Source organism: Kutzneria kofuensis (assembly GCF_014203355.1).
GTDB lineage: Bacteria > Actinomycetota > Actinomycetes > Mycobacteriales > Pseudonocardiaceae > Kutzneria > Kutzneria kofuensis.
This window is the reverse complement of the sequence record NZ_JACHIR010000001.1, coordinates 8,112,816-8,139,387: the sequence shown is the minus strand read 5'-3', so window position 1 is coordinate 8,139,387 and position 26,572 is coordinate 8,112,816. Positions and strand designations below refer to the sequence as shown.

The window sequence follows — 26,572 nt, the reverse complement described above, 5'->3', positions numbered from 1 at the left end:
TCCCGTGTTGAAGACTGAGGTTCGAATACGAAACGCATTCTTCAGCCGGTAAACCGAGGTTCGCGAGGCATGGACACGCGATGGCAGACATCACGACCGATGACAATGGCGTGCGGTACCACTGTGTGGGTATCGGCGTCGGTCCGGCCAATCTGAGCCTGGCCTCGTTGCTGCATTCCCACCCGAAGATATCGAACCTCTTCCTGGAGCGGAAGGCGAACTTCGGGTGGCACGACGGCCAGCTGGTGGCGGGCGCGGCGCTGCAGGTCCCGCTGTTGAAGGACCTGGTCACCCTGTCCGATCCGACCAACGCCTTCTCGTTCCTGGCCTATCTGCACGCCCAGGGCCGGATCTACCATTTCGTCAACTCGCAGTTCGACGCGATTCCCCGCCAGGAGTTCCGCAACTACCTCGAATGGGCGAGTCGGAACAACAAGAACCTGGCCTTCGGGGAGACCGTGCGGGAGGTGGCGTTCGACGGGATGTTCCACGTCCGCACCTCGCGCCGCACGGTGCTGGCCGAGAACGTGGCGGTGGGCGTCGGACAGCGGCCATGGGTGCCGGAGCACGGCGCCGCCCGGCTCGGCCCCACCCAGTTCCACGTGCACGACTACGTGGACCGCGCCGCCGACGTGGCCGGCAAGCGGGTGGCCGTGGTCGGCGGTGGGCAGTCCGGCGCCGAGGCGGTGCTGGACCTGCTGTCCCGACCAGGTGCGATGCCGCGTCAGGTGTGCTGGGTGTCCCGTCGGCAGAACTACTTCCCGATCGACGACTCGCCCTTCACCAACGACTACTACATGCCCTGCCACTCGGACTACTTCGCCCGGCTCGACCTGGCTGCCCGCGCCGACTTCAACGCCGGCCAGGTGCTGACCAGCGACGGGATCTCGCTGTCCACGCTGCGCGCGCTGTACCAGCGGATCTACCTGCTGCGGTTCGTGGCCGGCGCGGAGGGCCTTGCCGTGCTGCGGCCCAACCGGGAGGTCGTCGGCCTCGACGGCGGGCCCGGAGCCTGGCGCCTGACCCTGCGGCACAACCACCATCCCGGCGCCCCCGAGCGGATCGGCGCGGACGTGGTGGTGTGGGCCACCGGCTACCGGCCGGAGCCGATGGACTTCCTGGCGCCGCTGGCGTCCCGGCTGGAGCGCGAGCACGACGAGTACCGGATCGACGACAGCTTCGCGGTGCGGTGGGACGGTCCGATCGACCGGAACATCTTCATGCAGAACTCCTCGCGCCGGCAGCGCGGCCTGGCCGAGCGGAACCTGAGCCTGATCGCCTGGCGCAGCCAGCGCATCATCGACCGGCTGCGCGGCGTGCGCACCGACGACCAGCAGCACTCCTTCATCGACTGGTCGGTGGTCCCGGACGACCCGATGAGCGGCGCCCGATGACCGCCGGGGTGGACGTCGCGGTGATCGGCGCCGGCGTGCTCGGCTGCCTGGTCGCCGGCGAACTGGCCGACCGGGCCCCGCACACCTCGGTGCTGGTGCTGGACCGGGACGCCATCGGCAGCGGCGCCAGCCGCCGGTCGGCCGGGCTGCACCTGCCACGCGGGCGCAGCGAGCGGGTCCGGGCCATGACCGTGTACAGCCAGGACTTCTACGAGCGCCTGCGCAACCGGGACCCCGACGCGCCGATCCGGCCGGTGCCCTCGTTCGTGGTCGCCGGGGAGCTGCCCGGGACCTACCTGCCGCAGGCGGCGCTGACGGCGGCGCCGGTCGTGCCGGGCCTGCCGAACCTGCCGGACGGTGTCGGCGCGTGGTCCTGCCACGGCTGCCAACACGCCGACGTTTCGGCGCTCACCCAGCGACTGGCCCGGCGGCTGCGGCCGCGGGTCCGGTTCGCCGAAGGCACGAGGGTCACCGAGATCGTCCCCGGCGAGCGGGAGGTCCGGCTGCGGCTGGCCACCGGCGACATCGTCACCGCCGATCGAGTGGTGCTCGCGCCCGGTCCGTGGCTGAACGACCCGGCGTGGCGGGAGTTGCTGGCCCCGTCGGGATCCCGGGTGAAGCGCGTGGTCGCGCTGCACCTCGACCGGATGGCGACCCCGGCCGACAGCGCCGTCATCTTCGAGGACGAGGACGCGTTCCTGCTGCCGCTGCCCGACCGCGGCCACTGGCTGTTCAGCTACACCTGCCAGGAGTGGGACGTCGACCCGGACGACCCCGTGCGGGGGCTGTCCCGGCGGCACCTCGAGGAGGCCACCGAGACCCTGGCGCGGTACGCGCCGGAGCTGGCCGCCGGCCGGCCGAACGGCCGGGTGTTCTGCGACGCCTACAGCCCCGACGGCGAGCCCTGGGTGCGGCCGGTGGACGAGACCGGCCGGGTGGTGTTCGCCGGCGCCGCCAACGGCTCCGGCTACCGGCTGGCGCCGGCCGTCGCGGCCGAGGCCGTCGATCTGCTCCTACCGTCGGACCGAGGAGAACAGCGTGATCATCGATCGCTATGACGCGGCGCGGCTGTCCGAGGCGTTCGGCATCCGGATGAGCGCCGTGCCCGCCGCCCCGGTCGGCGCCGGGTGGGGCCGGGTCGAGCCGGGCGGCCGGTCGACCCCGCACCAGCACGACGAGATCGAGGTGTTCGTCGTGGTCAGCGGGACCGGCGAGATCGAGGCCGACGGGCGGCGGCACCCGGTCGGTCCGGGCACGCTGGTCGTGTTCGAGCCGTTCGAGACGCACGTCGCGATCAACACCGGCGACACCGACCTGGTGTTCGGCGACCTCTACTGGCGCGACTCCGCGCGCGCGACCGAGGCCGCGGCCGCCGTCCAGCGGCGGCGTTTCGACCAGCGCCCGCTGTTCGTGTTCTCCACCCCGCCCACCCCCAACGGCGACCTGCACCTGGGCCACCTGTCGGGGCCATACCTCGGGGCCGACGCCTACGTCCGGTTCCAGCGGATGAACGGCGCCACCGCCTGGCACCTCACCGGCAGCGACGACTTCCAGAGCTACGTGGCCGCAGCCGCCCGGACCGTGCACGGCGAACCGGCCGACACCGCGGCGCAGTACAGCAAGGAGATCGCGGAGACGCTGCGGCTGATGGACATCGTGCCGGACCAGTACACGGTGCCGCAGGACGACGCCGACTACGCCGCCGGGCTGCGTGCCTTCTTCAGCCGGCTGGTGGATTCCGGCGTGGTCCGGCCCAGCACCACGGCGGCGCTGTTCGACGGGGCCACCGGCGAGTACCTGTACGAGGTGGACGTGCACGGCGAGTGCCCCACCTGCGGCGCCGGGACCGGCGGCAACCTGTGCGAGGACTGCGGGGAACCCAACACCGCCGTGGACCTGGTGCGACCGCGCTCCGCCCTGTCCGAGGCGACGCCGCGCGAGGGCGAACTGTGCCGGTTCTGCCTGCCGCTGCACCGGTTCGGCCCGTTCGTGGCCGAGCACCACCGGCTCGGCCGCGTGCCGGCCCGGCTGCGGGAGCTGGCCGGTCGCGTGTTCGGCCGGGACCGGTTCGACGTCCCCCTCACCCACCTGGCGCGGTGGGGGGTCGAGCCGACCGAGCCGGCGGTGTCCGGACAGGTGATCTGGGCCTGGCCGGAGATGTCGTACGGCTTCCTGCACGGCATCGAGGCGCTGGGCCGCCGGATCGGCGTGTCCTGGCGGGCCGACGCGCCCGAGCGGGACTGGAAGATCGTGCACTTCTTCGGCTACGACAACAGCTTCTACCACGCCGTGCTCTACCCGACCCTGTACCGGCTGGCCTTCCCCGACTGGGAGCCGGACATCGACTACCACGTCAACGAGTTCTACCTGCTGGAGGACGCGAAGTTCTCCACCAGCCGGCGGCATGCCGTGTGGGGCAAGGAAGTGCTCGGACCGGACACGGTGGACGCGCTGCGCTTCTACCTGTCGCTCACCCGGCCGGAGGGGCGGCGCACCGCGTTCTCCCGCGCCCACTACGCGTCGGTCGTGCGGAACACGCTGATCGGCGGCTGGCAGGAGTGGTTGCGGGATCTCGGCGAGCGGGTGCGGGACGGCTACCGGGGAGTGGCGCCGGACGCCGGCGTGTGGACGCCTGAGCACACCGCGTTCCTCCGCCAGCTCGGCACCCGGCTGGCCGCCGTGACCAGCAGCCTGTCGGCCGACGGCTTCTCGCTGAACCGTGCCGCCGAGGAGCTGGACGGCCTGGTGACCGACGCCCGCCGGTTCGCCGAACGCGAGCGGTCCGCGGCCGGGCTGGACCCGTGGCGGGACGAGGCGCGCACCGCCGTGGCCCTGGAGCTGGCGGCCGCCCGTTTGCTGGCGGCGTGCGCCATGCCGGTGATGCCCCGGTTCGCCGGCCGGCTCGCGGCCGCGCTGGGCCAGCCCACGCCGGTCCGCTGGCCGCACCGCGTCGACCTGGTGCCGCCCGGTGCCCGCGTCGACCTGGCCCGGCCGACCTTCTTCGTGCCGCAGGAGGTGGCCGGGGAATGACCGACTCCGTGCTCAACCACATCATCGCCGAGCCGCCGCCGGCCGGTCACCGGATCAGGTTCAGCCGGTTCGGCGGCTCCGAGACGGTCGAGCTGGTCCAGCTGCACGAGCTGGCCGGCCGGCTGGCCGCGCGGCTGGCCGAGTCCGGGGTGCGGCGGGGCGACCGGATCGGTGTGGTCGCGGCCAACTCGCTGGAGTGGGTGCTGCTCGACCTGGCGGCGCTGCGGCTGGGCGTGGTCGTCGCCGGCTTCGAGCCGGGCCGGTTCGACGAGCGCCTGCTGGCCACCGACTACGGGCTGAAGCTGCTGTTCTCCGACCGCGACACACCCGGCACCGCGCCGATCGCCGTGGTCCGCGAGTGGGCGGAGAACTCGGCCCCGATCCCGGCGCCGGTGCGCTACGGCCCGGAGGACGTCACGACGCTCAAGTTCACCTCCGGCAGCACGGGCGTGCCGAAGGGGCTCGGCGCCACCGTGGGCAGCATCGAGGGATCGCTGCGGGCCGTGCAGCAGATGTTCGCGCACGGCCCCGGCGACGACCTGTTCGTCTTCCTGCCGCTGTCCCTGTTGCAGCAGCGGTACTGGATCTACTCCGCGCTCCGGTACGGGCACGACGTGACCGTCTGCACCAACGAGGCCGCGTTCGACACGCTGCGCCGGGTCGAACCGACCGTGGTGATGGGCGTGCCGGCGTTCTACGACGTGCTGCGGCGGCGGATCGAGTCGCTGGCCGCCGGGTCGGATCCGCACACCGCCGCCCGCAAGGTGTTCGGCCGCCGGATCCGCTACCTGTGGACCGGGTCCGCCCCGGCCCGGGAGTCCACGCTGCGCTTCTACACCGACCTCGGCCTGCCGATCTACGAGGGCTACGGCCTCAACGAGACGTGCATCGTGACCAAGAACCACCCGGGCGCCTGCCGGCTGGGCAGCGTGGGCCGGGTGGTGCCGGGCAAGCAGGTGCTGCTGGACGCGGACGGCGTGATCAGCGTGCGCAGCGAGCACCCGGTGAACCGGCGCTACGAGTTCGCCGCGCCGGGCGAGTCCGAGCGGGTGTTCGGGCCGGACGGGCTGGTGCGCACCGGCGACATCGGGCACTTCGACGAGGACGGCTTCCTCTACATCCGCGGCCGGGCCGATGACGTCATCGTGCTGGACAACGCCCGGAAGATCATGGTGCGGCCGATCGAGGAGCACCTGCGGCGCAGCCCCGCGATCGCCGAGGCCGTGCTGTTCTGCCCGACCCGCACGCACCTGGTCGCGGTGGTGTCGCCGGCCGAACCGGCCGACCACGCCGAGATCGCCGCGCAGGTCGCCCGGACCAACGCCGTGTTCGGCCCGGACGAGCAGATCGGCCGGGTGGTGGTGGCGCCGGAGCCGTTCAGCGTGGACAACGGGCTGCTCACCGGGCAGTTCAAGCCGCGGCGCAAGCTGATCGCCGAGACGTTCGCCGACCGGATCAACGACCCGGCCGGTGGGTTCGCGCCATGATGAGGTCGGCACCGTCCGCACCGCGAAAGGACCGCACCCGATGAGCTGGCTGGACATCGCGCGCACCACTCTGGAGGACGACCGGGTCCGGCTGAGCCCGCTGCGCCCGGAGGACCGGGAGTCGTTGCACGCCATCGCGTTCGACCCGGACATCTGGCGGTACTTCGTCACCAGGGTGGACACCGAGCAGGACTTCCAGGCGTTCTTCGACGCCACCCTGGCCGATCACCAGTCCGGCGTGCGCGCGGTGTTCCACATCGTCGACAAGAAGACCGGCCGCGGCGCCGGCAGCATGAGCTACGGCAACCTGGCCGAACGCGACGGCCGGCTGGAGATCGGCTGGTCCTGGCTGGGCCGGGACTTCCGCGGCCGAGGCGTGAACGGCGCGGCCAAGAACCTGTTGCTGGCGCACGCGTTCGACCGGATGGGCGCGGAACGTGTCGAATTCAAGACCGACCGGCGCAACGAGCAGGCCCGCCGGGGCCTGCGCAACATCGGCGCCACCGAGGAGGGCACGTTGCGCAGCTTCAACCCGATGCCCGACGGCACTCGTCGGGACGCGGTCTACTACAGCGTGCTGCGGGCGGAGTGGCCCGCGGTCCGGCAGCGCCTCGCCGGCTGACCCGTGGACGTGCCCTTGGTCCGTGCGACGGGAGATCCGACGGAACTGGGCCGGATGCACGGCGCGGCCCGCGCCACGGCGCTGCGCGAGTTCCTGGCCGACGACCTGTGCCGCCTCAACCGCATCCTCTGGCACCCCGTCTCACCGGCCGGGCTGCGGCCGGTGATCGCCGCGTACGACGAGGCGATCACCGCCGCGGTGCCCCGGCTCGCCGCCGAGATCACCGGATTGGCCGAAGGCGCCGGGATCAGCCGGGACGAGGCGGTGCTGTTGCAGATCCGCCGTGAAGTGCTGGGCTACCGCACGGTGCCGGCTCGCGGCGACTGCACGACGTACGCGCGCAGCGGATCGGGGCTGCCGGTGCTGGCGCAGACCGTCGACCTCAACGGCGACCTCGAGGACCAGCTCTCGGTGCTCGACCTCGACCTGTCCGGGCGGCGCAGTCTGGTGCTCAGCTTCGCCGGCCAGCTCGGCTACCTGGGACTGAACTCGGCCGGCCTGGCCATCGGCCTGAACCTGCTGCTCGGCGGCGAGTGGGCCGCCGGTGTGCCGCCCTATCTGGCCATTCGCGAGCTGCTGGACCGGGCCGACGACGTGGACCAGGCGATCACGCTGCTGCACGGGCTGCCGCTGGCCAGCTCACGCTGCTTCATGCTGTGCGATCGGCGCAAGGCGGCCGTGGTCGAGGCGGTGGCGGGCCGGCTGCGGGTGCGCACCGGCGACGAACTGGTGCACACCAACCACTTCCTCCATCCGGACCTGGAACCCTTCGACGCCCTCAACCCATTCGCCCGTAGGTCCTCGGTGCGCCGGTTGCACACGTGCTTGGACCGACTGGCGCAGGTGCCCGTCACGGCGAGCGCCGAGCAGCACTTCGCGGTGCTGTCCACGCCGCCGATCCACGTCGCCGGCAACGGAGACATCCGCCGCGAACGCACTGTCGCGACGGTGGTGCTGCACCCGACGCTCGGCGAACTGCACTTGCGTACCGGCGATTCTGACCGAACGGGCAGTGTCGTGCACTCGGTGCCGGTCAGCTTCCGGTGAGCGGCATCGGTTCCGGCAGCGGGAACAGGGTGAGGAAGGTGGCGACCGGCTCCACCGGTCCGGTGATCCGCACGTCCCCGGCCCGCAGCGCCTCGGTCAGGTCGCGCCCGCCCCACAGCAGCGCGTTGAGCGTGGTGGCGTCGGTGCGCACCACCAGGTCCCGGTTCGCGGCCGCGCCGCGGCTGACCTGGCACCGGGTGCGGCCGACCGACACACGGAAGTCGTTGTCACCCAACACAAGCGTGAAGGTGAGGGTGAACCCCCGGGCCGCGCGGGGATCGAACAGGTTGCGCAGCGCCAGCACCAGCGAGTCGGCGCCGACCGCGGCGTCGTGGGCCATCATCGGCGACCGGCAGGCCCACCGCCCCAGCGCCAGGATCACCCGTTCCAGCTCGTGGCCCCACTCCGTCAGCTCGTACACGCTGGCCGCGGCCGGCGGCGTCAGCCGTCCCCGCTTCACCACGCCGACCTGTTCCAGTTCCCGCAGCCGCTGGGACAAGACGTTCGGGCTGATACCCGGCAGACCGACCCGCAGGTCGGTGAACCGCTTGGGGCCCAACAACAGCTCCCGCACCACCAGCAGCGCCCAGCGTTCGCCGACGAGGTCCAGTGCGTGCGCCGTGGCGCACCCGTCGTCGTAGGACCGTCTGCCGGACATGGCGGAATTCTACCAGCGCGGCCGACCGGGACATCCGCCGCAACGTGGAAGATGTGCCTTCCTCAAGCCCCGGCGGAGGATGAACCGGCGGAGCGGCCGGCCGCCGACGTGTCCCGGCCACCAGTTGGATTCCACCTGATGGGCAACGGAAGGGGCGGCGATGCGGGCAGCGGTCATTCCCGGCGTGGGACAGGAGTGGGAGGTGCGCGAGGTGCCGACCCCGCGCCCCGGACCGGGGCAGGTGCTGATCCGGGTGCGGGCCAGCGGGGTGTGCCACAACGACGTGCTGACCTGGCGCGGTGTGTTGCCGTTCCCGATGGGCGATCCCGCGGTCACCGGCCACGAGCCGGTCGGCGAGGTCGCCGACGTCGGTCCGGGCGTGCGAGACCTGAAGGTCGGCGACCGGGTGGGCACGACCTGGGTGCAGGCCGGGTGCGGCACGTGCGACTACTGCGCGCTGGGCCTGCCCGTGACCGGACAGACCGGGCTGAACTGCGCCGCCCCGGTGATGACCGGATTCACCGTGCCCGGCGGGCATGCGGAGTACGTCGTCGCGGCGGCCGAGGCCACGGTGCCCATCCCCGACACGCTGCCGGACGAGCTGGCCGCGCCGATGATGTGCGCCGGATACACCGCGTGGAGCGCGCTGATCGCCGCCGCGCCGCAGGAGGGCGAACGGGTCGCGGTGCTCGGCATCGGCGGGGTCGGCCACCTGGCCGTGCAGTTCGCCAAGGCGTGCGGCCTCGAGACCGTGGCCGTCACCCGGTCGGCGCACAAGCACGACCTGGTCCGGGAACTCGGCGCCGACGCCGTGGTCGGTTCCGGTGCGGAACTGCTCGCGGCCGGCGGCGCCGACGTCGTGCTGGTCACGGGCAGCTCCTACACCGCGGCCACCGACTGCCTGCCGGCCCTGCGGCCGAACGGGCGGATGGTGCTGGCCGGGATCGACACCGCCGGCTCGTTCACCATCCCGCCGAGTCTGGCCCGGCCGTTCTTCGCCCAGCGGCAGCAGGTGATCGGCGCGACCCACAACGGCCTGGACCTGCTGCGCACGGCGCTGGACCTGGCGGCGTCCGGGCAGGTGCGGCCGAGGGTGCAGACCTTCGCGGCGAGCGAGGTGGCCACCGCCGTGGACCGCGTCGCGCGGGGCGAGGCGCTGTTCCGCGCGGTGGTGACGTTCTAGCGAAGGAGGCTGTCCCATGATCAACCCATCCGAGGCGTTCGCCGGGTTCTCCGTGGACGACCTGGGCCGGGCGCAGAAGTTCTACGCCGGCACCCTGGGCCTGGCCGTGACCCGCCGGTTCGGCCAGCTGCGGATCGCCCTGTCCGAGCACACGCAACTGCTCTTGTACCCCAAACCGGACCACACGCCGGCCACCTACACCGCGCTGTACTTCCCCGTCGACGACGTGGAGCAGGCGGTGGACGAGCTGACCGAGAAGGGCGTGCGGTTCGAGCAGTACACCCGGCCGAAGACCGATGCCAAGGGGATCTACCGGGGCCGCGGGCCGAACATCGCCTGGTTCCGCGATCCCGCCGGCAACGTCCTGGCCGTGGTCGAGCGGAGCTGAGCGGTGCACACCTACGACTACGTGGTGGTCGGCGGCGGCTCGGCCGGGTGCGTGCTGGCCGCCCGGCTGAGCGAGGACCCGGACCTGCGGGTCTGCCTGGTCGAGGCCGGCCCTCCGGACACCAGCGAGAACGTGCACGTGCCGTCGGCGTTCGGCAAGTTGTTCCGCACCAGCCTCGACTGGGACTACGACACGCACGACGAGCCGCGCTGCGACAACCGCCGGATCTACCTGCCCCGCGGGCGGGTGCTCGGCGGCACCAGCTCCATGAACGCGATGGTGTACATCCGGGGCCACCGCGCCGACTACGACGAGTGGGGGCAGCCCGGCTGGAGCTACGCCGAGCTGCTGCCGTACTTCCTGCGGTCCGAGGACAACGAACGCGGCGCCGGCCGTTACCACGGCGTCGGCGGCCCGCTGTCGGTGTCGGACGGCCGGTCCCGCAATCCGATGACCCGGGCCTTCGTGGCCGCCGCCGGCTCGGCCGGGTATCCGGCCAACTCGGACTTCAACGGCGCCGAGCAGGACGGCTTCGGCGCGTACCAGGTCACCCAGCGGGACGGCCGCCGGTGCAGCACGGCCGTGGGTTTCCTGCGCCCGGCGCTGCACCGGCCCAACCTCACCCTGCTGACCGATCTCCAGGTGCACCGGATCACCCGGGCCGAGGGCGTGGCCACCGGGCTGGTGGGCCGACGGTTCGGCGCGGAGATCACGCTGCGGGCCGAGCGGGAGGTGATCCTGGCCGCCGGCGCGTACAACTCGCCGCAGCTGCTCATGCTGTCCGGCATCGGCCCGGCCGATCTGCTGCGGGCGCTGGACATTCCGGTGTGGCTGGACCAGCCCGAGGTCGGGGCCAACCTTCAGGACCATCCTCAGGTGAACCTGAACTTCGTGCACGACGAGCCGGTCAGCCTGCTCGTCGCCGGGGAGCCGGGCAACGTCCGCGAGTACGTGCTGCACCGCCGTGGCCCGTTGGCCTCCAACGGGCCCGAGGTCGGCGGATTCGTCCGCACCGAGCCCGGACTGCCGGCGCCGGACGTGCAGTTCCACGTCGCCCCGATGATGTTCCCGGAGGGCGGGCTCGGCGTGCCGACCGACCACGCCCTGTCCTACGGCGCCTGTGTGCTGCGTCCACGCAGCACGGGCGCCGTTCGCATCGCCACCGACGATCCGACGGCCAAGCCTCGCATCGTGCACAACTACTATGCCGACCCGGCCGATCTCGACGTCGCCGTGCGGGGCCTGCGGATCGGCCTGGACATCGCCCGGCAGGGGCCGCTGGCCCGCTACACCGGGAAGCTCCATCTCGCTCCGGAGTCCGAATCGGACAGTGACCTGCGCGCCTATGTCCGGCGGCACACGCAGACCCTGTTCCACCCGGTCGGAACCTGCGCCATGGGGTCCGTTGTGGACAGTGAGCTGCGCGTGCTCGGTGTGGACGGCCTGCGGGTGGTGGATGCCTCAGTCCTGCCGACCCTGGTGCGTGGCAACACCAACGCGCCGGTCATCGCCGTCGCCGAGAAGGCCGCCGACCTGATCCGCGAGCGGCCCGCACCGGCCCCGGCCGCGGTCTGACGCGGTGGGGCGCCCCGACCGGCGCCCCACCGCGTCACTTCACCGTGCCGAAGAACGCCCGCACGTCGCCGACCAGCGCCGCCGGCTGCTCCAGCGCCGGGAAGTGGCCGCCCCGTTCGAACTCGCTCCAGTGCACGATCCTGGGCAGGTCGCGTTCGGCGAGCCGGCGGATCGGCGGCAGGATGTCCGCCCCGAACACCGCCACCCCCACCGGCGCGTCGATCGGCTCGCCACCGCCGCGCAGGTCGGCCGCGCCCTCGTAGTAGTGATGGGCCGACGAGCCGGCAGTGCGGGTCAGCCAGTACACCGTGACCGTGGCCAGCATCCGGTCGCGGGACACCGCGTCCTCGGGGACCGTGGCGGAATCGGTCCACTCCCGGAACTTCTCCACGATCCAGGCCAGCTGCCCGATCGGTGAGTCGGTCAGCGCGTAGGCCAGGGTCTGCGGCCGGGTCGACTGGAGCTTCATGTAGCCGGACAGCTCGGCGTCGAACCGGGCCAGCCGGGCCAGGCGCTCCTGGTCGAGGTCACTCAGCTCGGCCAGTTCCGCAGGATCGCCGGAGGGGAAGGTGAGCAGCATGGTGAGGTGCACGCCCAGGACGTGCTCGGGGGCCAGGCGGGCCAGTTCCAGCGAGACGACCGAGCCGGCGTCGCCACCGTGCACGCCGTAGCGCTCGTAGCCGAGCCGGCGCATCAGCTCGGCCCAGGCGGCGGCCACCCGCCGCGCGTTCCAGCCGGTCTGCGTGGTGGGACCGGAGAAGCCGAAGCCCGGGATGGACGGGATCACGAGGTGGAAGGCCGTGCGCGGATCGCCGCCGTGGGACCGGGGGTCGGTGAGCGGGCCGATCACGTCCAGGAACTCCACGACCGAACTGGGCCAGCCGTGAGTCATGATCAGCGGCACCGCGTCCGGCTCCGGCGACCTGACGTGCAGGAAGTGCACGGTGGCCCCGCCGATCACCGCGGTGAACTGCGGCCACCGGTTCAGCTCCCGCTCGACGGCCCGCCAGTCGAAGGTGGTGCGCCAGTACTCGGACAGCTCGCGCAGGTAGCCGACCGGCACGCCGCGCTGCCAGCCCACCCCGGGCAGCTCGGTCGGCCAGCGGGCGGCGGCGATGCGCGCGCGGAGCTCGTCCAGCTCGTCCTGCGGAACGTCGATACGGAAGGGCAACACGGGCCTCACCTGTCTCTGGCTCGGAATCGTCCACAGTGTCCTGAGCGGTCTTTCGTTCGACGCTAGCCAGGAAAATCGGTGAATTGAAGCGGTGTTCGCGGCAGGGCAATCTCAGAGGTGGGGCCAGACAACGGGATTGCTAGGTTCGATCGCACAGACAAGTGCAGATTGGAGCGGATCGCCGTGGCTTCTCCTTTCCTCGCAACGGCCGCGCTGGACATGGCCGCCCTCGCGGACCTGGACCGCCGGCACCTGGTGCACCCGCACCAGCGCTCCGACCGCACCGACCGCGCCGTGATCGTGCGCGGCCAGGGGTGTGCGGTGTGGGACGCCGACGGCGCCGAGTACCTGGACGCCACCGGCGGCGCCAACTGGCTGTGCCAGGTCGGCCACGGCCGCGCCGAGCTGGCCGAGGCCGCCGCCGAGCAGCTCCGGCAGCTGCCCTACTTCACCAGCTTCGACGTGTTCTCCAACGACAAGTCGATCCGGCTGGCCACCCGGCTGGCCGGCCTCGCGCCGGCCGGGCTGGGCCAGGTGTTCTTCACCTGCGGCGGCTCGGAGGGCGTGGACACCGCGATCAAGGCGGCCCGGCTCTACCACCACCGGCGGGGCGAGTCCGAGCGGACCTGGATTCTGGCCCGCCGGTTCGGTTACCACGGCGCAACCTACGGCAGCGGCACCGCCACCGGCTTCGACGGCATGCAGCACGCGGTCGGCCCGAACCTGCCGCACGTGCACAAGCTGACGCCGCCCTTCCCTTACCACTCCGAGTGGTTCGAGGGCCGGGGCTGCACCGACTTCCTCATCGACGAGCTGGCCGCCGCCATCGAGCAGATCGGCGCGCACAACATCGCCGCCATGATCGGCGAGCCGGTGATGGCCGGCGGTGGCGTGGTCCCGCCGCCCGACGACTACTGGCCGCGGGTGCGGGCCCTGTTGCGGCACAACGGGATTCTGCTCATCGCCGACGAGGTGGTGACCGCATTCGGCCGGACCGGCGCGTGGTTCGACTCCCCCGGCCGCGGCATGGACCCGGACATGATCGTCACCGCCAAGGGGCTCACCAGCGGCTACGCCCCGCTCGGGGCGGTGCTGTTCAACGAGGACATCGCCGCCGCCGTCACCGACGACGGCTTCTTCCACGGCTACACCTACTTCGGCCACCCGACCGCGTGTGCGATCGCGCTGGCCAACCTGGACCTGATCGAGAACGAGGGCCTGCTCGACCGCTCCCGGCAGATCGGCGCCTGGCTGCGGGAGGGCCTGACGGCGGCCGAGTCGCTGCCCGTGGTCGGCGACATCCGCATGGCCGGCGCCACCATCGGCGTCGAACTGGTCGCCGACCGCGCCACCCGTGAGCCGATCATGGCCGGTCCCGCCGCCACCGAGATCCGCAAGGCCCACGGGGTGATCGTTCGCGACTACGGCAACACCGTGGTGATCGCCCCGCCGCTGGTGATGGACGAGCAGCAGGCTGCCCGGACCGTCGAGGCCATGACCTCCGTCCTGACCCGGCTGCACCCCGACGGCACCATCGCGCCCCGCTGAGCTGTGAGCCCTCGTCGCGCCGATCCGCGGACGGCCGCCGCCTTGGTCGAGGCGGCGGCCGAGCTGCTGGCCGCCGAAGGGCCGCCGGCGCTGTCCACGCGCCGCCTCGCCGCGATGGTCGGCGCCTCGACTTCCGCCGTGTACACACACTTCGGTGGCATGGACGGTCTTGTGCGGGCCGTCGTGCACGAGGGTTTCTCGCGACTGCACGACCGGCTCGCCCTGGTCGCACCCACCGAGGATCCGGTCACTGACCTGATCCTACTGGCCCACGCCTACAGGGCCACCGCCCAGCAGCACCCACACCTCTACGCCGTCATGTACGGCACCGCCGCCGTCGACGGCTTCTCCCCCAACGACGACGACCGCCAGCTGGCCCGGTACACCCTGTCGTGCCTCGTCTCCGCCGTGCGCCGGGCCATGGCCGCGCGCCGTCTCCGGCACGCCGACCCCCACCTCGTCGCCCGTCAGCTGTGGATCACCCTGCACGGCCTCGTCACCCTCGAACTCGGCCGCTACCTCGCCGATCCCCACGACGCCGGCACCTGCCACGACGCGCAGCTGCGCACTTTCCTCCTCGGCGCCGGCGACCGCGCCGAGGAGATCGAACGCTCGCTGGCCACGGCTCACCGGCGACCGTAGCGTCAGTGGGACAACGCGTCCGCTGAAGGAGCGGCGCGGCAACAGCCCGGCGGTGGAGCTGATCGCCTTCAGGGGGCGATCACGGTCGCCGCGAACCGACCGCTGGTGGCGGCGTGCTTCACGGCGGCGGTGATGTCGTCGAGCGCGAACTCCGTGACGGTGAACTGGTCGAGGTCGAGCAGGCCGGAACGAACCAGCTCGACGAAGCGGAAATTGGCCCAGCGCGGGCACATCCACTGCCCGCGCACAGTGATCCCGTTGCGCATCAACCACCGGTACGGCAGCGAGACGTCGTCCTGCACGCCACCCATCAGCACCACCCGGCCGTACTCCCGCACGGTCATCGCGGCGGCCCGTACGGGCTCGTTCCCGGCCGACGGCGGCAGCAGGTCCAGCACGACGTCGATCGGCCCCGGCGCGGCCCGCCGCATCTCCTCGGTGTCGCCGTGCCGGACCGTCCTGACGCGACTGCCGAAGCGGTTCTCCAGCTCCGCCAACATCTTCTCGTCACGCCCGGGGGCCACCACGCAGGCCGCGCCCATCGCCAGCGCCACTGCGACGCCGGCGCTGCCGAAGTTGCCGGTGGCCCCGTTGACCAGCACCGTCTCCCCCGCCGCCAGCTCGGCCGCGAGCAGTCCCCCGTACGGCACCAAGCACACGATCGCGGCCGCTGCCCAGCGGCCCGCGTCCGCCGGGTCGATCGATCCGAGCGGGATCGCGTTCTCGGTGGGGACAAGGAGTTGCTCCGCGAAGGACCCGTTGCCGAAGTGGTCCTGAAGGCGCAGCCCGCCGTCGCCACGAGCGCTCCAGCCCTGCAGCATGATGTCCGGCGTCAGGGCGTCGTCGCGGGACCGGATCGTCGGGTCGCACAGCACCCAGTCCCCCACACGGAGCCGCGTCGCGTCGGGCCCGACGGACCGGACCCGGCCGACCGCGCCGGCGCCGACGGTGACCGGCAGGTTCAGCATGTACCCGCGGTCGCCGTCGATCACCTCACCGGTGTACGGCAGCACCGGCGCCGCCACCACGTCCACCAGCACCTCGCCCGTTCCCGGCACGGGATCGGGCACGGTTCGCACGGTCAGCGGGGCGCCGAACTTCGTGAGCACTGCGGCCTTCATCGGTGGCTTCCTCCGGGTCGTTCCACTGGGTCGTTCCACTGGCACGACCCATCGTGCGGCGACCAGGAGCCCGTAACCAGACCTGGTATTATCCTAGGATTGAGGAGGTCCCCTGATGCCCGCCGGACTCGGAGAGTTCCTGCGCTCCCGCCGCGAACGCCTGACCCCCGAGGCGGTCGGCCTGCCGCTGGGCCGCCGCCGACGGACGCCGGGCCTGCGCCGGGAAGAGGTCGCCGAGCTCGCCGGCATCGGCGTCGACTGGTACGTCCGCCTGGAGCAGGGACGGACCGTCCGCCCCTCGGCCGCCACCATCGACGCCCTGGCCGCCGCGCTGCGCCTGGACGACACCGAGCGGGCCCATCTCGCCGTGCTCGCCCGGCAGACCGCTCGGCCGGCGTTCGAACCGGAAACCGTTCCGCCTGCGGTGAAGCGCCTCATCGAGGGCCTCGACCAGCCGGCCTACGCCACCGGCCGCCGCTGGGACGTGCTCGCGTGGAACGACGCCGCCGGCGAGTTGTTCACCGACTTCGGGGCCTGCGCCGACGAGGACCGCAACATCCTCGTCTATCTGCTGCTCGACCCCGCCACCCGCCGCCTTTTCGGCAAGGACTGGGCCGCCATGGCCCGCCACACCGTCACCCAGTTCCGCGCAGCCCACGACGTCTTCGCCGGCGATCCCATGTTCACGCGTCTCGCCGCCCGGCTGGCCGCCGGCTCGCCCGAGTTCACCGCCTGGTGGGAGGACCACGACATCTCCGTCGGCCGCGGCTCCGGCCGCAAGGTGCTGCACCACCCGGTTCGCGGCGTGCTGACCTATGACTACGCCACCTTCCAGGCCAACGACGACGCCGCCGTGCGGCTGACCGTGTACGCCCCGGCGAAGTAACCCGTTCTCGTTGTCCACACGGCCGATCGGGGTCATTCTGGACCCGGTAGATCTTGGGGGCGGATGTGGAGTTCCGGCTGTTGGGCTCCGTCAAGGCCGATTCGGGCGGCGCGGCCTCGATCAGCCGCTCCGGATCACGCGGTAGATCGTCTCCGACTTCGGCGCCGGACGCGGCGTCGTGTGCCAGCCGATCTCGTCGGCCCGCCGTGCGATCGCGGCCCTCACCTCAGCCAGGTCGGTGTCGTCCTCGAAGAACGCGATCGACAGGCCGTTGCCGGTGGCCGGGTCGACAAGGTGGTAGCTGCCCAGGACCCCGGGCACGGCCTTGGCCGCGTCGATCACCCATTGGCGGTCGTCATCGGGCATGGGCTCCCACACCGCGACTCGTGCGATCATGCGCACCACCTCCGCCAGGTGAATCGAACCACCGGAACCTGGTGTTAGCGGTCGGGGACAGACTGGCCTGGCGACATTCCCCGTCGGCCTGAGAGAGCACCTGGCGCAGGCGCTCACCGCGGCATGAGCGGACGTTGCGAAACATGACGACAATCGTCCGTCGACAAACGATGTGGTGGACAAGGCCCAATGGGCGATCGGGAACGTCAACGGCCAGCGGACAAGAATTGAGACGTCCATCCTGTTGCACGATGCGGCATTTCATGGCCTGCACGGGCGGAGTTGGCCCACTATCGGTGCCGTGACCTGCGGTGGGCCGCCTTCGGCGGTAGAACGAGTGCGCGACTTCGTCGGTGAAGGCGGCCCGTTCGATATCCTCGTTGCGCGCACCGGAATTTCGTGTCCTCCGCGGCCGGCCGATAGCTTCGAATTCATGGAATGGAGCTTTCAGACGGCCGAGGAGCTCGTTACCGCGTTGCGCGCCGGAGCGGTGACATCGGTGGAACTGACCGACGAGGCGATCGCCCGTATCGAGCGCGACGACGAGGCGATCAACGCGATCTGCGTGCCGGACTTCGACCGTGCGCGGGCCGCCGCACGCCGTGCCGACCAGGCACGCGCGCGTGGTGAGGACCGGCCGCTGCTCGGCATTCCGGTGACGGTCAAGGAGTGCTACAACATCGCCGGGCTGCCCACGACCTGGGGCATGCCGCCGCACCGGAACTACATGCCGGCCGAGGACGCGGTGCAGGTGTCGCGACTCAAGGCCGCCGGCGCGGTGATCCTCGGCAAGACCAATGTCCCGTTGGGACTGCAGGACATCCAGAGCTTCAACGAGATCTACGGCACCACCGCCAACCCGTGGGACCACAGCCGCACGCCGGGCGGATCCTCCGGCGGATCAGCGGCGGCCCTGGCGTCCGGGTTCGGCGCGCTGTCCATCGGCTCCGACATCGCCGGCTCGCTGCGCACCCCCGCGCACTTCTGCGGCGTCTACGCACACAAGCCCACGCTCGGACTGGCGGCCAACCGCGGCATGGTCCCGCCGTCCGAGCCGGCATTGCCGGCCGACCTCGACCTCGCCGTCGTCGGTCCGATGGCGCGCACCGCCCGCGACCTCACGCTCCTGCTCGACGTCATGGCCGGACCGGACCCGCTGACGCTCGGCGTGGCGCACCGGTTGACGCTGCCGCCCGCTCGCCACGAGCGGCTCCGCGATTTCCGGGTCCTGGTCCTCGACGAGCATCCGCTCATTGCGACCGGGTCCGGCGTGCGGGCGGGCGTGAACCGGGTGGCCGCCGCGCTGGCCGACGGCGGCGCCCGCGTCGAGCGGCGCAGTCCGCTGCTGCCCGATCTGACCGAAGCCGCGACGCTGTACATGCAGTTGCTGATTTCTGGCTCCGTTGCGCGTTTTCCCATCGAATCGGACGAGCAGCTGCGGATCCGCGTAGCCGGGCTGAGCGCGAACGATCAGAGTCTCGACTGCGTGCGGCTGCGCGCCCTGCTGTTCAGCCACCGCGACTGGATCGAGGCGAACAACCGCCGCGAGGCCCACCGCCACGGCTGGCGGCAGCTGTTCGCCGAGTTCGACGCTGTGGTGTGCCCGATCACGCCGACGCCCGCGTTCCCGCACGACCACCACCCCAATCCGCTGGAACGGCGCATCGACATCGACGGCGTCGAGTACCCGTACTTCGACCAGCTCGTCTGGGCCGGCCTGGCCACCATGCCCGGCCTGCCCGCCACCGCCGTACCCGCGGGCCGGTCCGCCGAGGGCCTGCCGGTCGGAGTGCAGCTCATCGGTCCGATGTTCGAGGACCGCACCCCGCTGCGGCTGGCCGAACTGCTCGAGCAGAGGATCGGCGGCTTCCAGGCACCGAAGTAGGACGCACTGGCCAGCTGACCGGGCTCCGTCGGCAGTAGCGGATGTCCGTCCCGCGCGCACGACGTCATCAGCGTGGCGTGGGTCGTCGGGGCGCACGGCAGAGTCCCGTCGGCTTGAGTGCTGCCCGGCTTTCGCGCTGAGCCGGGCGGCGCTCACCGGCTCACCAGGGCGCTGCGGCCAGCCGTTCCAGGCAGATCCGGCGGTCCTCGGGATCGGCGACCGCCTCGCCGAGCCGTTGGGCCTCGGCCTTGAGACCTTCGGCGTCCGGGGCGCCCGACCTCGCCGCGACCCGGGCCAGCCCCTCGGCCGCGAAGGCTCGGTCCCAATCGGCGAACGCCGCCGGATGCAGCTTGATCAGCTCGGCATAGCGGGCCGAGTGGCGGGCGGCGACCTCCAGCAACCCGATGCTGGTCGCGACGCTGGCGATCAGGTACTCGCCGCGGCCGCGGTTGGCCACCGTCCCGGCGTGCATCCAGTGATAGGTGGACGCGTAGGCCGCGTACAGAGCCAGCTCGCGCTCCTCCCGGGGACTGTCCTCGGACAGGCCGGCGTCCAGCACGTCCCAGGTGCTGTTGTTCAGCTCGACCGCGAACCAGCGGTGCAGATCCCGACCGCCGCTCTGCCGCGCGACCACGGCGGCCACGAGCTCCCGCCACCCGGCGAAACCGTGCTCCCGGGCGATCACCAGTTGCGCGTCACGGAGTTGGATCTCCGCTCCCGCCTCCAGGCGCACAGCCCGGACCCGGGCCAGTGCCACCGGGTTGCCGCCGACACAAGCTCGCCGGAGCTCCTTGGCCTGAGCCCGCAACTGGCCCAGGTCGGCATTGTCGGGCAGATCCTTGGCTTCCATGGCTTCTCCATCGTCACCCGGGTCCGCTGCGGCCGGGTGCGACAGGGACGTCAGCGCACGGCGATGCACAGTGAGTGGGATCCAGGAGCACTCGGTGCTTGCCGCGGACGGGAGGCGCCCTGGTACGCGCTGCGGACAGCCTACATCTCCCGTAGCGCCGCGACCCTCACATCGCCCCAGCTGACGCACCACCCGGACGGCGGCACGACCGGACGTTCCTCGGTCACCCGAGGTGTGCGTCGTAGAGCCGCGTCTCCGCCTCGTCCGGTGGCTGGAAGGCGCGGCTCCAGGCGTCGAGATCGGATCGCGTGATCGGTGGATCCTCGCTGCCGCGGCCTTGAACGCGCCGCCACAGCTCGTCGACCGGCACATCCAGGTACAACAGTTCGACCGAGGCGCCCAGTTCTTTCGCCTCGACTCGGAGGGTGTCTCGTTCCGCGCGGCTCCAGGTTCCCCATTCGACCACGACGGTCACGCCGGCCCGGAGAACGTCCTTGGCCAGCGCCCACTGCAGCGTTTCCACGCGCTCGCGCATCGCGGAGTCCCACAGGTTCACGCCCAGCGCGGACATCCACTCGTCGGGAGCGAGGCGAACGCCCCCACGTTGTGCCGCCAGCCGGCGCGCGTGTGTGGTCTTGCCGCTGCCCGGCAGTCCGCAGACGATGATCAGACAGCCGGATCGCCGGTGCGGCGGCGCGGTGTCCGCTCGGCCAGATGCGCTCACGGCAGGATTCTGTCCCAACGACTGCCCGGCCGCCATCGACAATGACCGCGATCGACGCCGCCGATAATTCACGTCATTCGCGGAAATTCGGCCATATCTCGCCCGAAGTCATAGAGGAAGGCATACGAATCGGCTAGCTTTCCAGTGCTCGACCGCCGCGCTCGTCCACGACCATCACCCAGGCAGGAAGTGGCAGAGCAACCATGAAAGTGCTGGTCACAGCGTGTCCGACCTATGGGCATTTCTTTCCGCTGGTCCCGTTGTGCTGGGCACTGCGCAACGGCGGCCACGATGTTCTCGTCGCATTGCCGGGACGTTTCGCCGATGTGGCGGTCGCCGCCGGACTGCCCGCGGTCCGACTCGGTCCCGATTGTCCGGTGCGAGATTTCGTCCCCGATGACCACGCCGTTCAGGACAGCTCCACGGCGGCGCTGATCGACCACGTCGTCGCCTACTATCTGCCGCTCGCCGAGCGGCTCGCCGGCCGCACGGTCGAACTGGCCGCCGAGTGGCGGGCGGACGTCGTGCTGCACACCCCGTGGGAGCACGCCGGCCCGCTCGCGGCGGCCGTGGTCGGCATTCCCACCGTGATTCAGACCTGGGGTGTCGCGCTGCCGCCGGAGCTGCCGGGCGCCGCCGCGGCGGCCCTCGCCGACCTGCATCGCCGGTGGGGACTGGCCGGCGTCGCCGAACCGACCTGGACCGTCGACGTGTGTCCGCCCAGCCTGCAGTATCCGGACGCGCACTCGGCGACCCTGCCGATGACGTACGTCCCCTACAACGGTTCCGGCCCGGTGCCGATGTGGCTGCTGGAGCGGTCGGACCGCCCACGGATCTGCGTCACGCTCGGCAGCATCCCGATCCCGGGCGACCACGCGTCCGTGCTGGACGTCGTGCTGGCCGGGCTGTCCGACGTCGCCGCCGACGTCGTGCTCGTCACCGGCGGCAATCTCGCGCCGCTCGACGACCTGCCGCCCCACATCAGGGCCGTGACCGGCCTGCCGCTGAGCCACGCGCTGCCGACCTGTGACGCGATCGTGCATCACGGTGGTTCGGGCACCACCATGACGTCGACCGCGTTCGGGTTGCCGCAGCTGGCATTGCCGCAGATGTGCGATCAGTACCGGCACGCCGAGCGGTTGGCCGCCGCCGGCGCCGGCATCCAGTTGCTGCCGGGGCAGGTCGACGCCGAGACCGTCCGCGCGTCGGTCACCGCCCTGCTGGACGACGGCAGCCATCGCGCGGCGGCTTGGGCGCTGCGCACGGAGATCCGCCGCCGGCCGTCGCCGGACCTGGTCGCTGACAGCCTCCACGATCTCGTCCGCCTGGCGGAGGTGCGGTCGTGAACTGGGTGGGACGCACCGCCGTGGTGACCGGCGGCCTCGGGTTCGTCGGCTCACATTTCGTGCAGCAGCTGCTCGCGCGCGGGGCGGAGGTCATCTGCCTGCACCGCACGGAAAGACCCGAGGTGATCGCCGAATTGGGCCACACCGCCCGGCTCCGCCTGATCCAGCTCGACCTGCTCGATGAGAGCGAGCTGCGGGCGGCCTGCCGGTACGCCGCGCGGCGCGTCGACGCGGTGGTGCACTGCGCGGCCCTGGACGGCAACGCCGAGTTCAAGCGGCGGCACTCGGCGCGGATCCTGGACGAGAACATGCGGATCGCTTCCAACGTGCTCGGCGCCGCCCGCCGCCAGCAGGTGGACCACGTGGTGCTGATGAGCTCGGCCGAGGTCTACGCGCCGGCCGCGCCGGATCCGGTCGCCGAGGAGGACGACTTCCGGCGGCATGCGCACTTCACCGAGAACGGCTACGCGCTGTCGAAGATGTTCACCGAGATCCTCGCCGACCTGCACCGCAAGCAGTTCGGCATGACCATCCACGTGCCCCGGCCGACCAACGTCTACGGGCCGCGGGACAGCGGCGGGCGGGTGATCCCGGCGATGCTGCACCGGCTGGCCGCCGGCGAGGAGGTGGTGATCTGGGGCGACGGCCGCCAGACCCGCAGCTTCGTGCACGTCGAGGACTTGGTCCGGACCACGCTGGCGATGATCGCCACGAGCCGCCATCCGACGGTCAACGTGGGCGGGGCGGAGTCGGTGTCCATCGTGGACCTGGCCCGCCGCCTCGCGGCGCTGCTGGGACGGCCCGAGCGGATCCGTCTGGACCTGGACAAGCCGGCGGGCCCGTCGGGTCGCCGGCTGGATCTGCGGAGGATGAACGAGATCATCGATTTCACGCCCCGTCCGCTGCGGGACGGCCTGGCTGACACGGTGGCCTGGTTCCTCACGGCGCAGCGGGGCCGCGCCGCGGCCTAGAGTGCCCCGGCTCCCCGGGCCCGCGCCTTGGCGATGAACGCCGGTTCCCGCCCGTGGTCACGCTGCCGAGCTCCGGCTCGGACTCGTGGTCGTCCACGACCAGGCGCCCAGGTCGTTGCGCTCGTCGGGCAACCGCTCGGCGAGCGCAACGAGGAGGTCCGGGAAGGGCCGGCCGCGGCCGCGTGGCCTCGCCGGACGTGGCCGACGCAGCCGCGAGGGAGCCGTCCCGCACTGCTCGGAGTCCGTAACACCTGCCTTAATACTACAGCCGCACGGTGTGATACTTGTCGGCGTGTCGTGTTCACGGAGACCGCCGATGCGTGATCGACTTGGGTGTGCCGGACATGGAGCAGGACCTCACGGCCCTACCGGAGACGAACGCGGACGATCGCCTGGCGCGGTGGCGGGCAGGGTTCGAGGACATGTTCGCGCTGGTCGCAGGCCGGTTCGCACAGGCAGACTCACGCCACCGGGCCAGGATGTACCTGCTGGGCTTGCTGTCGGGCGCCGAGCGCAAGAACTCCTGGACGATCGCCGAGCAGGCCGGTGACCTGGCCCCTGACGGCATGCAGCGCCTGCTGAACTTCTACCGCTGGGACGCCGACGCGGTCCGAGACGACCTGCGGGACTACGTGCTGGACCAGATCACTGATCCCACCGGGGTCGTGGTCGCCGACGAGACCGGATTCCTCAAGAAAGGCACCAAATCCGCCGGTGTCCAACGGCAGTACTCCGGCACCGCCGGTCGGATCGAGAACTGCCAACTCGGCGTGTTCTTGACCTACGTGTCGGCCCGGGGGCGGGCGTTGATCGACCGCGAGCTCTACCTGCCCGCGTCCTGGACCGACGACCGCGAGCGCTGCGCGGAGGCCGGGATCGACGAGGATGTGGAGTTCGCGACCAAGCCCGTGCTGGCCCAACACATGCTGGCTCGCCTGCTGGAGGCGGGAAGGGACATCGACTGGTTCACCGCGGACGAGGCATACGGCGACAATCCCGGCCTGCGAACCTGGCTAGAAGACAACGACATCGACTACGTCATGGCCGTTTCCTGCGATCAGCGCTTCACCACCCCGAAAGGCGCTGTGCGGGCGGATGCGTTGGCTCGCAGCGCACCGCGCAAGGGCTGGCAACGCCTGTCGGCCGGTGAGGGCAGCAAGGGGCGCCGGCTGTATGACTGGCTGCTGCTGGACCCGGGCGCGGACGAGCACCTTCTCGTGGTGCGCCGGTCGATCAGCAAGCCGGACGAGTTGGCGTACTACATCTGCCACACCCGCCGTCCCGTGCCGTTGGCAGAACTTGTCCGGGTCGCCGGCAGTCGTTGGGGTGTCGAGGAAACCTTCCAGTTCGCCAAGAACGAGACCGGCTTGGACCACTACCAGGTCCGCAAGTATCAGGCGTGGTACCGACATGTCACGCTGTCGATGCTGGCCGCCGCGTTCCTGGCCGTGACCGCGTCCGCTGAACGCGACCGCGACGCAAAGGGGGCGTCACAGCCGGCCACGAGTGTTTGATCCCGTTGTCGTGCAACGAGATCAGACGTTTGTGGGCCATCCTGACGCGACCGACGCACCCCCGAGCGCACACTGATCGATGGTCGGACTGGCGGCGACTTCATCAGACCCACGCCCGGCGATGCCACTACCAGCGGCAACACCGCAAACATCACAGCCTGCGGCTGTAGTATTAACCGGTCGTGAAGTTGATCAGTGACAGAGGTCACCGCGAGTGCTTCAATACGTTAGGAAACTTTCCTAACCATCGACGGAGGCCCTGCACTCATGTCATCCACCCGCACGCGCGCCGCTGTGGTAGCCGTCGCGGCTCTGGCGCTCGCGACGCCGCTCGCCGTGAAGTCCGCCGCCGCAGCCACGACGAACACCGCGGCCACGGCCGCCCAGAGCCCGGCCGACAAGACGTACACGGCCGCCCAGGTGCTGGCCGGCGTCAAGAAGAACAGCACGACCGCGAACAAGGTCAACTCCAAGCCCCACATCAACACCATGACCCGGGCCCAGAACGTGAACGTGTACCAGGTGGCGACGGGCGTCTACGCCTACGGTTCCAGCCTGGCCGTCGACGACGACGGCAGCGATCCCGATTCCGACCCCGACCACCAGGACGAGACGACTTTCCAGGACAGCAACGGCAAGCAGCTGGCCGCGCACCACGTGCCGTTCTACGTGCTGGGCGACGACTGCTACGAACGCAAGAGCCCGTGTCCGCACTTCTTCTACAAGGAACACGGCATCAAGGGCCGGCAGTTCGCGCTGATGTTCTACAAGAGCAAGGTCATCGGCGCGATCTTCGGCGACACGCAGACCGGGAACGACCAGACCACCTCGGACAACGACTCGCGCGAATTGGGCGAGGCGTCCGTGAAGGCGGCCTCGCTGCTGGGCATCCCCTCCAGCGGCACCACCGGCGGTGTCGACAACGGCGTGACCGTGGTGATCTTCTCCGGCCCGTCCTGGGTCGTGAACGGCACCAACGCCAACCTGAACGCCACCGCGCAGGGCATGGTCACCAAGGCGCTGAACAGCCTCGGCGCAAGCATGGGCCTCTAGCCCCTGCGACGAATCCAAACTGAACGCGATCACCACCATACCGCCGATGGCGAATATGGTGGTGATCGCGTTCAATGGCACCCGGTTCGGCGACGACCTCGGTGTTCGGGGCGAGCGAACCGGCCTCTGATCGGCGACGGTGCAGCGCGACGCGGACGCGTTCGCAGGCGTTGCTCATGGAGTCCAGGGTCGAGTCGAGCATCTCGGCGACCCCAGTGACGCAGAACCCGATCGATATCCGCCGGGTCGGAGAAATAGAAGAACGACGCAGGGCGAAGCGACCGGCGAATGCCGAATGGCGCAACCGCTTCCCCCGCTTTAGTCCAGCCTCCCCTGCTGGACTCCAGCCGAGCATAGCTCGATATTCACGGTCATCAAACGTGACTCAGATCACGCATGGCCGCTGAAAGATTCGCGCTAACGGAAACGATACTAGATGCGACACACATTCCTCGCGGACCGGACAAAACGTCCGACGCTTCGGCACGCCGGTCCGCGACAGACACAGGGGGACGGATGCGAATTCTCGCGCGCGTTCTGCTCGGCGCGGCCGCCGCTGCGGTGGCCCTGACCGGCGGAACTCTGGTGGCGCACGCGGGCCAGCAGAGCCCGGCCGACAACCAGCAGCCCTCGCTCGTCGAGGACTTCTCCTACCCGGGCGCGAACGCCATCAACGCCAGCGCCGGCATCACGCTGGTCTCCGGCGACGGACACATCCTCTACGCCGACTGCGGCACGCCGCCCGCCAACAACATCGGCGTGATCCAGGTGCACTCGACCGACCCGATCGGCCCGAGCAAGAACGGCACCGTCTGCTTCAAGGTGACCGCCGCGAGCGGCACGCTCACGCTGAAGGTGACGAACGTGTACGAGATCCGCGGCGACGGCCAGATCTCCGGCGCCGGCCACAAGCTCAAGGCGGACCTCACCACCGACGCCGGCGCGCACAGCACGGTGGACGTCAACCCGAGCGGCAGCACGCCGGTCGGCGTCGGCACCAAGCCCGACGCCGCCCCGACCGCGCTCGTCCAGCTGACCGCGTCGTCCTGAGGCCTACCGTGAGCACTTCTCGAATCAA

General features: G+C 71.0%; 24 protein-coding genes. 18 read left to right on the top strand and 6 right to left on the bottom strand.

What is annotated here, in order from left to right:
- Window positions 1-80: 80 nt before the first annotated feature.
- From BJ998_RS37040 to BJ998_RS37015, 6 genes are read left to right on the top strand one after another with little or no spacing between them, the layout of a single operon-like run.
- Window positions 81-1,394 (top strand): lysine N(6)-hydroxylase/L-ornithine N(5)-oxygenase family protein, encoded by a 1,314-nt coding sequence (locus tag BJ998_RS37040; RefSeq protein ID WP_184867936.1) that lies wholly within the window; start codon window positions 81-83, stop codon window positions 1,392-1,394.
- Window positions 1,391-2,452: an NAD(P)/FAD-dependent oxidoreductase gene (locus BJ998_RS37035; protein WP_184867935.1), complete on the top strand. Its 1,062-nt coding sequence runs from the start codon at window positions 1,391-1,393 to the stop codon at window positions 2,450-2,452. Before BJ998_RS37040 ends, BJ998_RS37035 begins: the two co-directional genes overlap by 4 nt.
- Window positions 2,433-4,424 (top strand): class I tRNA ligase family protein, encoded by a 1,992-nt coding sequence (locus BJ998_RS37030; protein WP_312890502.1) that lies wholly within the window; start codon window positions 2,433-2,435, stop codon window positions 4,422-4,424. The genes BJ998_RS37035 and BJ998_RS37030 overlap by 20 nt, the downstream gene beginning before the upstream one ends.
- Complete coding sequence (locus BJ998_RS37025; RefSeq protein ID WP_184867934.1) at window positions 4,421-5,911, top strand: AMP-binding protein; 1,491 nt, start codon at window positions 4,421-4,423, stop codon at window positions 5,909-5,911. Before BJ998_RS37030 ends, BJ998_RS37025 begins: the two co-directional genes overlap by 4 nt.
- Window positions 5,912-5,951: 40 nt before the next feature.
- Window positions 5,952-6,533, top strand: a complete 582-nt coding sequence (locus BJ998_RS37020) for a GNAT family N-acetyltransferase (protein WP_184867933.1) — start codon at window positions 5,952-5,954, stop codon at window positions 6,531-6,533.
- A 3-nt stretch (window positions 6,534-6,536) separates the two neighbouring features.
- A complete protein-coding gene (locus BJ998_RS37015) occupies window positions 6,537-7,580 on the top strand; it encodes a C45 family autoproteolytic acyltransferase/hydrolase (protein ID WP_221338253.1) in 1,044 nt (347 codons plus the stop codon).
- On the opposite strand, the gene BJ998_RS37010 is transcribed toward BJ998_RS37015, so the two are convergent.
- Window positions 7,567-8,238 (bottom strand): winged helix-turn-helix transcriptional regulator, encoded by a 672-nt coding sequence (locus BJ998_RS37010; protein WP_184867932.1) that lies wholly within the window; start codon window positions 8,236-8,238, stop codon window positions 7,567-7,569. The two genes, BJ998_RS37015 and BJ998_RS37010, sit on opposite strands and share 14 nt — an antisense overlap.
- 160 nt (window positions 8,239-8,398) lie before the next feature.
- On the opposite strand from BJ998_RS37010, the gene BJ998_RS37005 reads away from it, so the two are divergent.
- From BJ998_RS37005 to BJ998_RS36995, 3 genes are read left to right on the top strand one after another with little or no spacing between them, the layout of a single operon-like run.
- On the top strand, window positions 8,399-9,421 hold the full coding sequence (locus BJ998_RS37005; RefSeq protein ID WP_184867931.1) for an alcohol dehydrogenase catalytic domain-containing protein: 1,023 nt from the start codon (window positions 8,399-8,401) through the stop codon (window positions 9,419-9,421).
- Window positions 9,422-9,437: 16 nt separating this feature from the next.
- Window positions 9,438-9,809, top strand: a complete 372-nt coding sequence (locus tag BJ998_RS37000; protein ID WP_184867930.1) for a VOC family protein — start codon at window positions 9,438-9,440, stop codon at window positions 9,807-9,809.
- Between the two features lie 3 nt (window positions 9,810-9,812).
- A complete protein-coding gene (locus BJ998_RS36995; protein ID WP_184867929.1) occupies window positions 9,813-11,384 on the top strand; it encodes a GMC family oxidoreductase in 1,572 nt (523 codons plus the stop codon).
- Window positions 11,385-11,418: 34 nt separating this feature from the next.
- Here the strand turns inward: BJ998_RS36995 and BJ998_RS36990 are convergent, their stop codons facing one another.
- A complete protein-coding gene (locus tag BJ998_RS36990; RefSeq protein WP_184867928.1) occupies window positions 11,419-12,558 on the bottom strand; it encodes an epoxide hydrolase family protein in 1,140 nt (379 codons plus the stop codon).
- Window positions 12,559-12,741: 183 nt separating this feature from the next.
- Between BJ998_RS36990 and BJ998_RS36985 the strand changes: the two genes are divergently transcribed.
- Both BJ998_RS36985 and BJ998_RS36980 read left to right on the top strand, forming a co-directional pair.
- Complete coding sequence (locus BJ998_RS36985) at window positions 12,742-14,106, top strand: aminotransferase family protein (protein ID WP_312890501.1); 1,365 nt, start codon at window positions 12,742-12,744, stop codon at window positions 14,104-14,106.
- Between the two features lie 3 nt (window positions 14,107-14,109).
- On the top strand, window positions 14,110-14,748 hold the full coding sequence (locus BJ998_RS36980) for a TetR/AcrR family transcriptional regulator (protein ID WP_184867927.1): 639 nt from the start codon (window positions 14,110-14,112) through the stop codon (window positions 14,746-14,748).
- A 68-nt stretch (window positions 14,749-14,816) separates the two neighbouring features.
- Here the strand turns inward: BJ998_RS36980 and BJ998_RS36975 are convergent, their stop codons facing one another.
- Window positions 14,817-15,869, bottom strand: a complete 1,053-nt coding sequence (locus tag BJ998_RS36975) for an alcohol dehydrogenase catalytic domain-containing protein (protein WP_184867926.1) — start codon at window positions 15,867-15,869, stop codon at window positions 14,817-14,819.
- A gap of 115 nt (window positions 15,870-15,984) precedes the next feature.
- On the opposite strand from BJ998_RS36975, the gene BJ998_RS36970 reads away from it, so the two are divergent.
- Window positions 15,985-16,755, top strand: a complete 771-nt coding sequence (locus BJ998_RS36970; RefSeq protein WP_184867925.1) for a helix-turn-helix transcriptional regulator — start codon at window positions 15,985-15,987, stop codon at window positions 16,753-16,755.
- A 120-nt stretch (window positions 16,756-16,875) separates the two neighbouring features.
- Here the strand turns inward: BJ998_RS36970 and BJ998_RS36965 are convergent, their stop codons facing one another.
- Window positions 16,876-17,151 carry a hypothetical protein gene (locus BJ998_RS36965; protein WP_221338252.1) on the bottom strand — a complete coding sequence of 92 codons (276 nt, stop codon included), beginning with the start codon at window positions 17,149-17,151 and terminating at the stop codon, window positions 16,876-16,878.
- Between the two features lie 433 nt (window positions 17,152-17,584).
- Here BJ998_RS36965 and BJ998_RS36960 point away from each other — a divergent pair, with 433 nt between their 5' ends.
- Complete coding sequence (locus BJ998_RS36960; protein ID WP_184869177.1) at window positions 17,585-19,036, top strand: amidase; 1,452 nt, start codon at window positions 17,585-17,587, stop codon at window positions 19,034-19,036.
- A 160-nt stretch (window positions 19,037-19,196) separates the two neighbouring features.
- Here BJ998_RS36960 and BJ998_RS36955 read toward each other — a convergent pair whose 3' ends face one another.
- Both BJ998_RS36955 and BJ998_RS36950 read right to left on the bottom strand, forming a co-directional pair.
- Window positions 19,197-19,886, bottom strand: coding sequence for a hypothetical protein (locus tag BJ998_RS36955; RefSeq protein WP_184867924.1), 690 nt, complete (start codon window positions 19,884-19,886; stop codon window positions 19,197-19,199).
- Between the two features lie 223 nt (window positions 19,887-20,109).
- Window positions 20,110-20,610 carry a P-loop nucleotide/nucleoside kinase family protein gene (locus BJ998_RS36950; protein WP_221338251.1) on the bottom strand — a complete coding sequence of 167 codons (501 nt, stop codon included), beginning with the start codon at window positions 20,608-20,610 and terminating at the stop codon, window positions 20,110-20,112.
- 203 nt (window positions 20,611-20,813) lie between these two features.
- Here BJ998_RS36950 and BJ998_RS48815 point away from each other — a divergent pair, with 203 nt between their 5' ends.
- From BJ998_RS48815 to BJ998_RS36925, 5 genes are all read left to right on the top strand, one after another.
- The gene (locus tag BJ998_RS48815) at window positions 20,814-21,956 is read left to right on the top strand and encodes a nucleotide disphospho-sugar-binding domain-containing protein (RefSeq protein WP_281393048.1); all 1,143 of its coding nucleotides are present in this window, start codon (window positions 20,814-20,816) and stop codon (window positions 21,954-21,956) included.
- Window positions 21,953-22,927, top strand: a complete 975-nt coding sequence (locus tag BJ998_RS36940) for an NAD-dependent epimerase/dehydratase family protein (RefSeq protein WP_184867921.1) — start codon at window positions 21,953-21,955, stop codon at window positions 22,925-22,927. Before BJ998_RS48815 ends, BJ998_RS36940 begins: the two co-directional genes overlap by 4 nt.
- Before the next feature lie 422 nt (window positions 22,928-23,349).
- A complete protein-coding gene (locus BJ998_RS36935; protein WP_184860234.1) occupies window positions 23,350-24,441 on the top strand; it encodes an IS701 family transposase in 1,092 nt (363 codons plus the stop codon).
- A gap of 267 nt (window positions 24,442-24,708) precedes the next feature.
- On the top strand, window positions 24,709-25,494 hold the full coding sequence (locus BJ998_RS36930) for a glycoside hydrolase family 75 protein (protein WP_184867920.1): 786 nt from the start codon (window positions 24,709-24,711) through the stop codon (window positions 25,492-25,494).
- 516 nt (window positions 25,495-26,010) lie between these two features.
- Window positions 26,011-26,544, top strand: coding sequence for a hypothetical protein (locus tag BJ998_RS36925; protein WP_184867919.1), 534 nt, complete (start codon window positions 26,011-26,013; stop codon window positions 26,542-26,544).
- Window positions 26,545-26,572 lie beyond the last annotated feature (28 nt).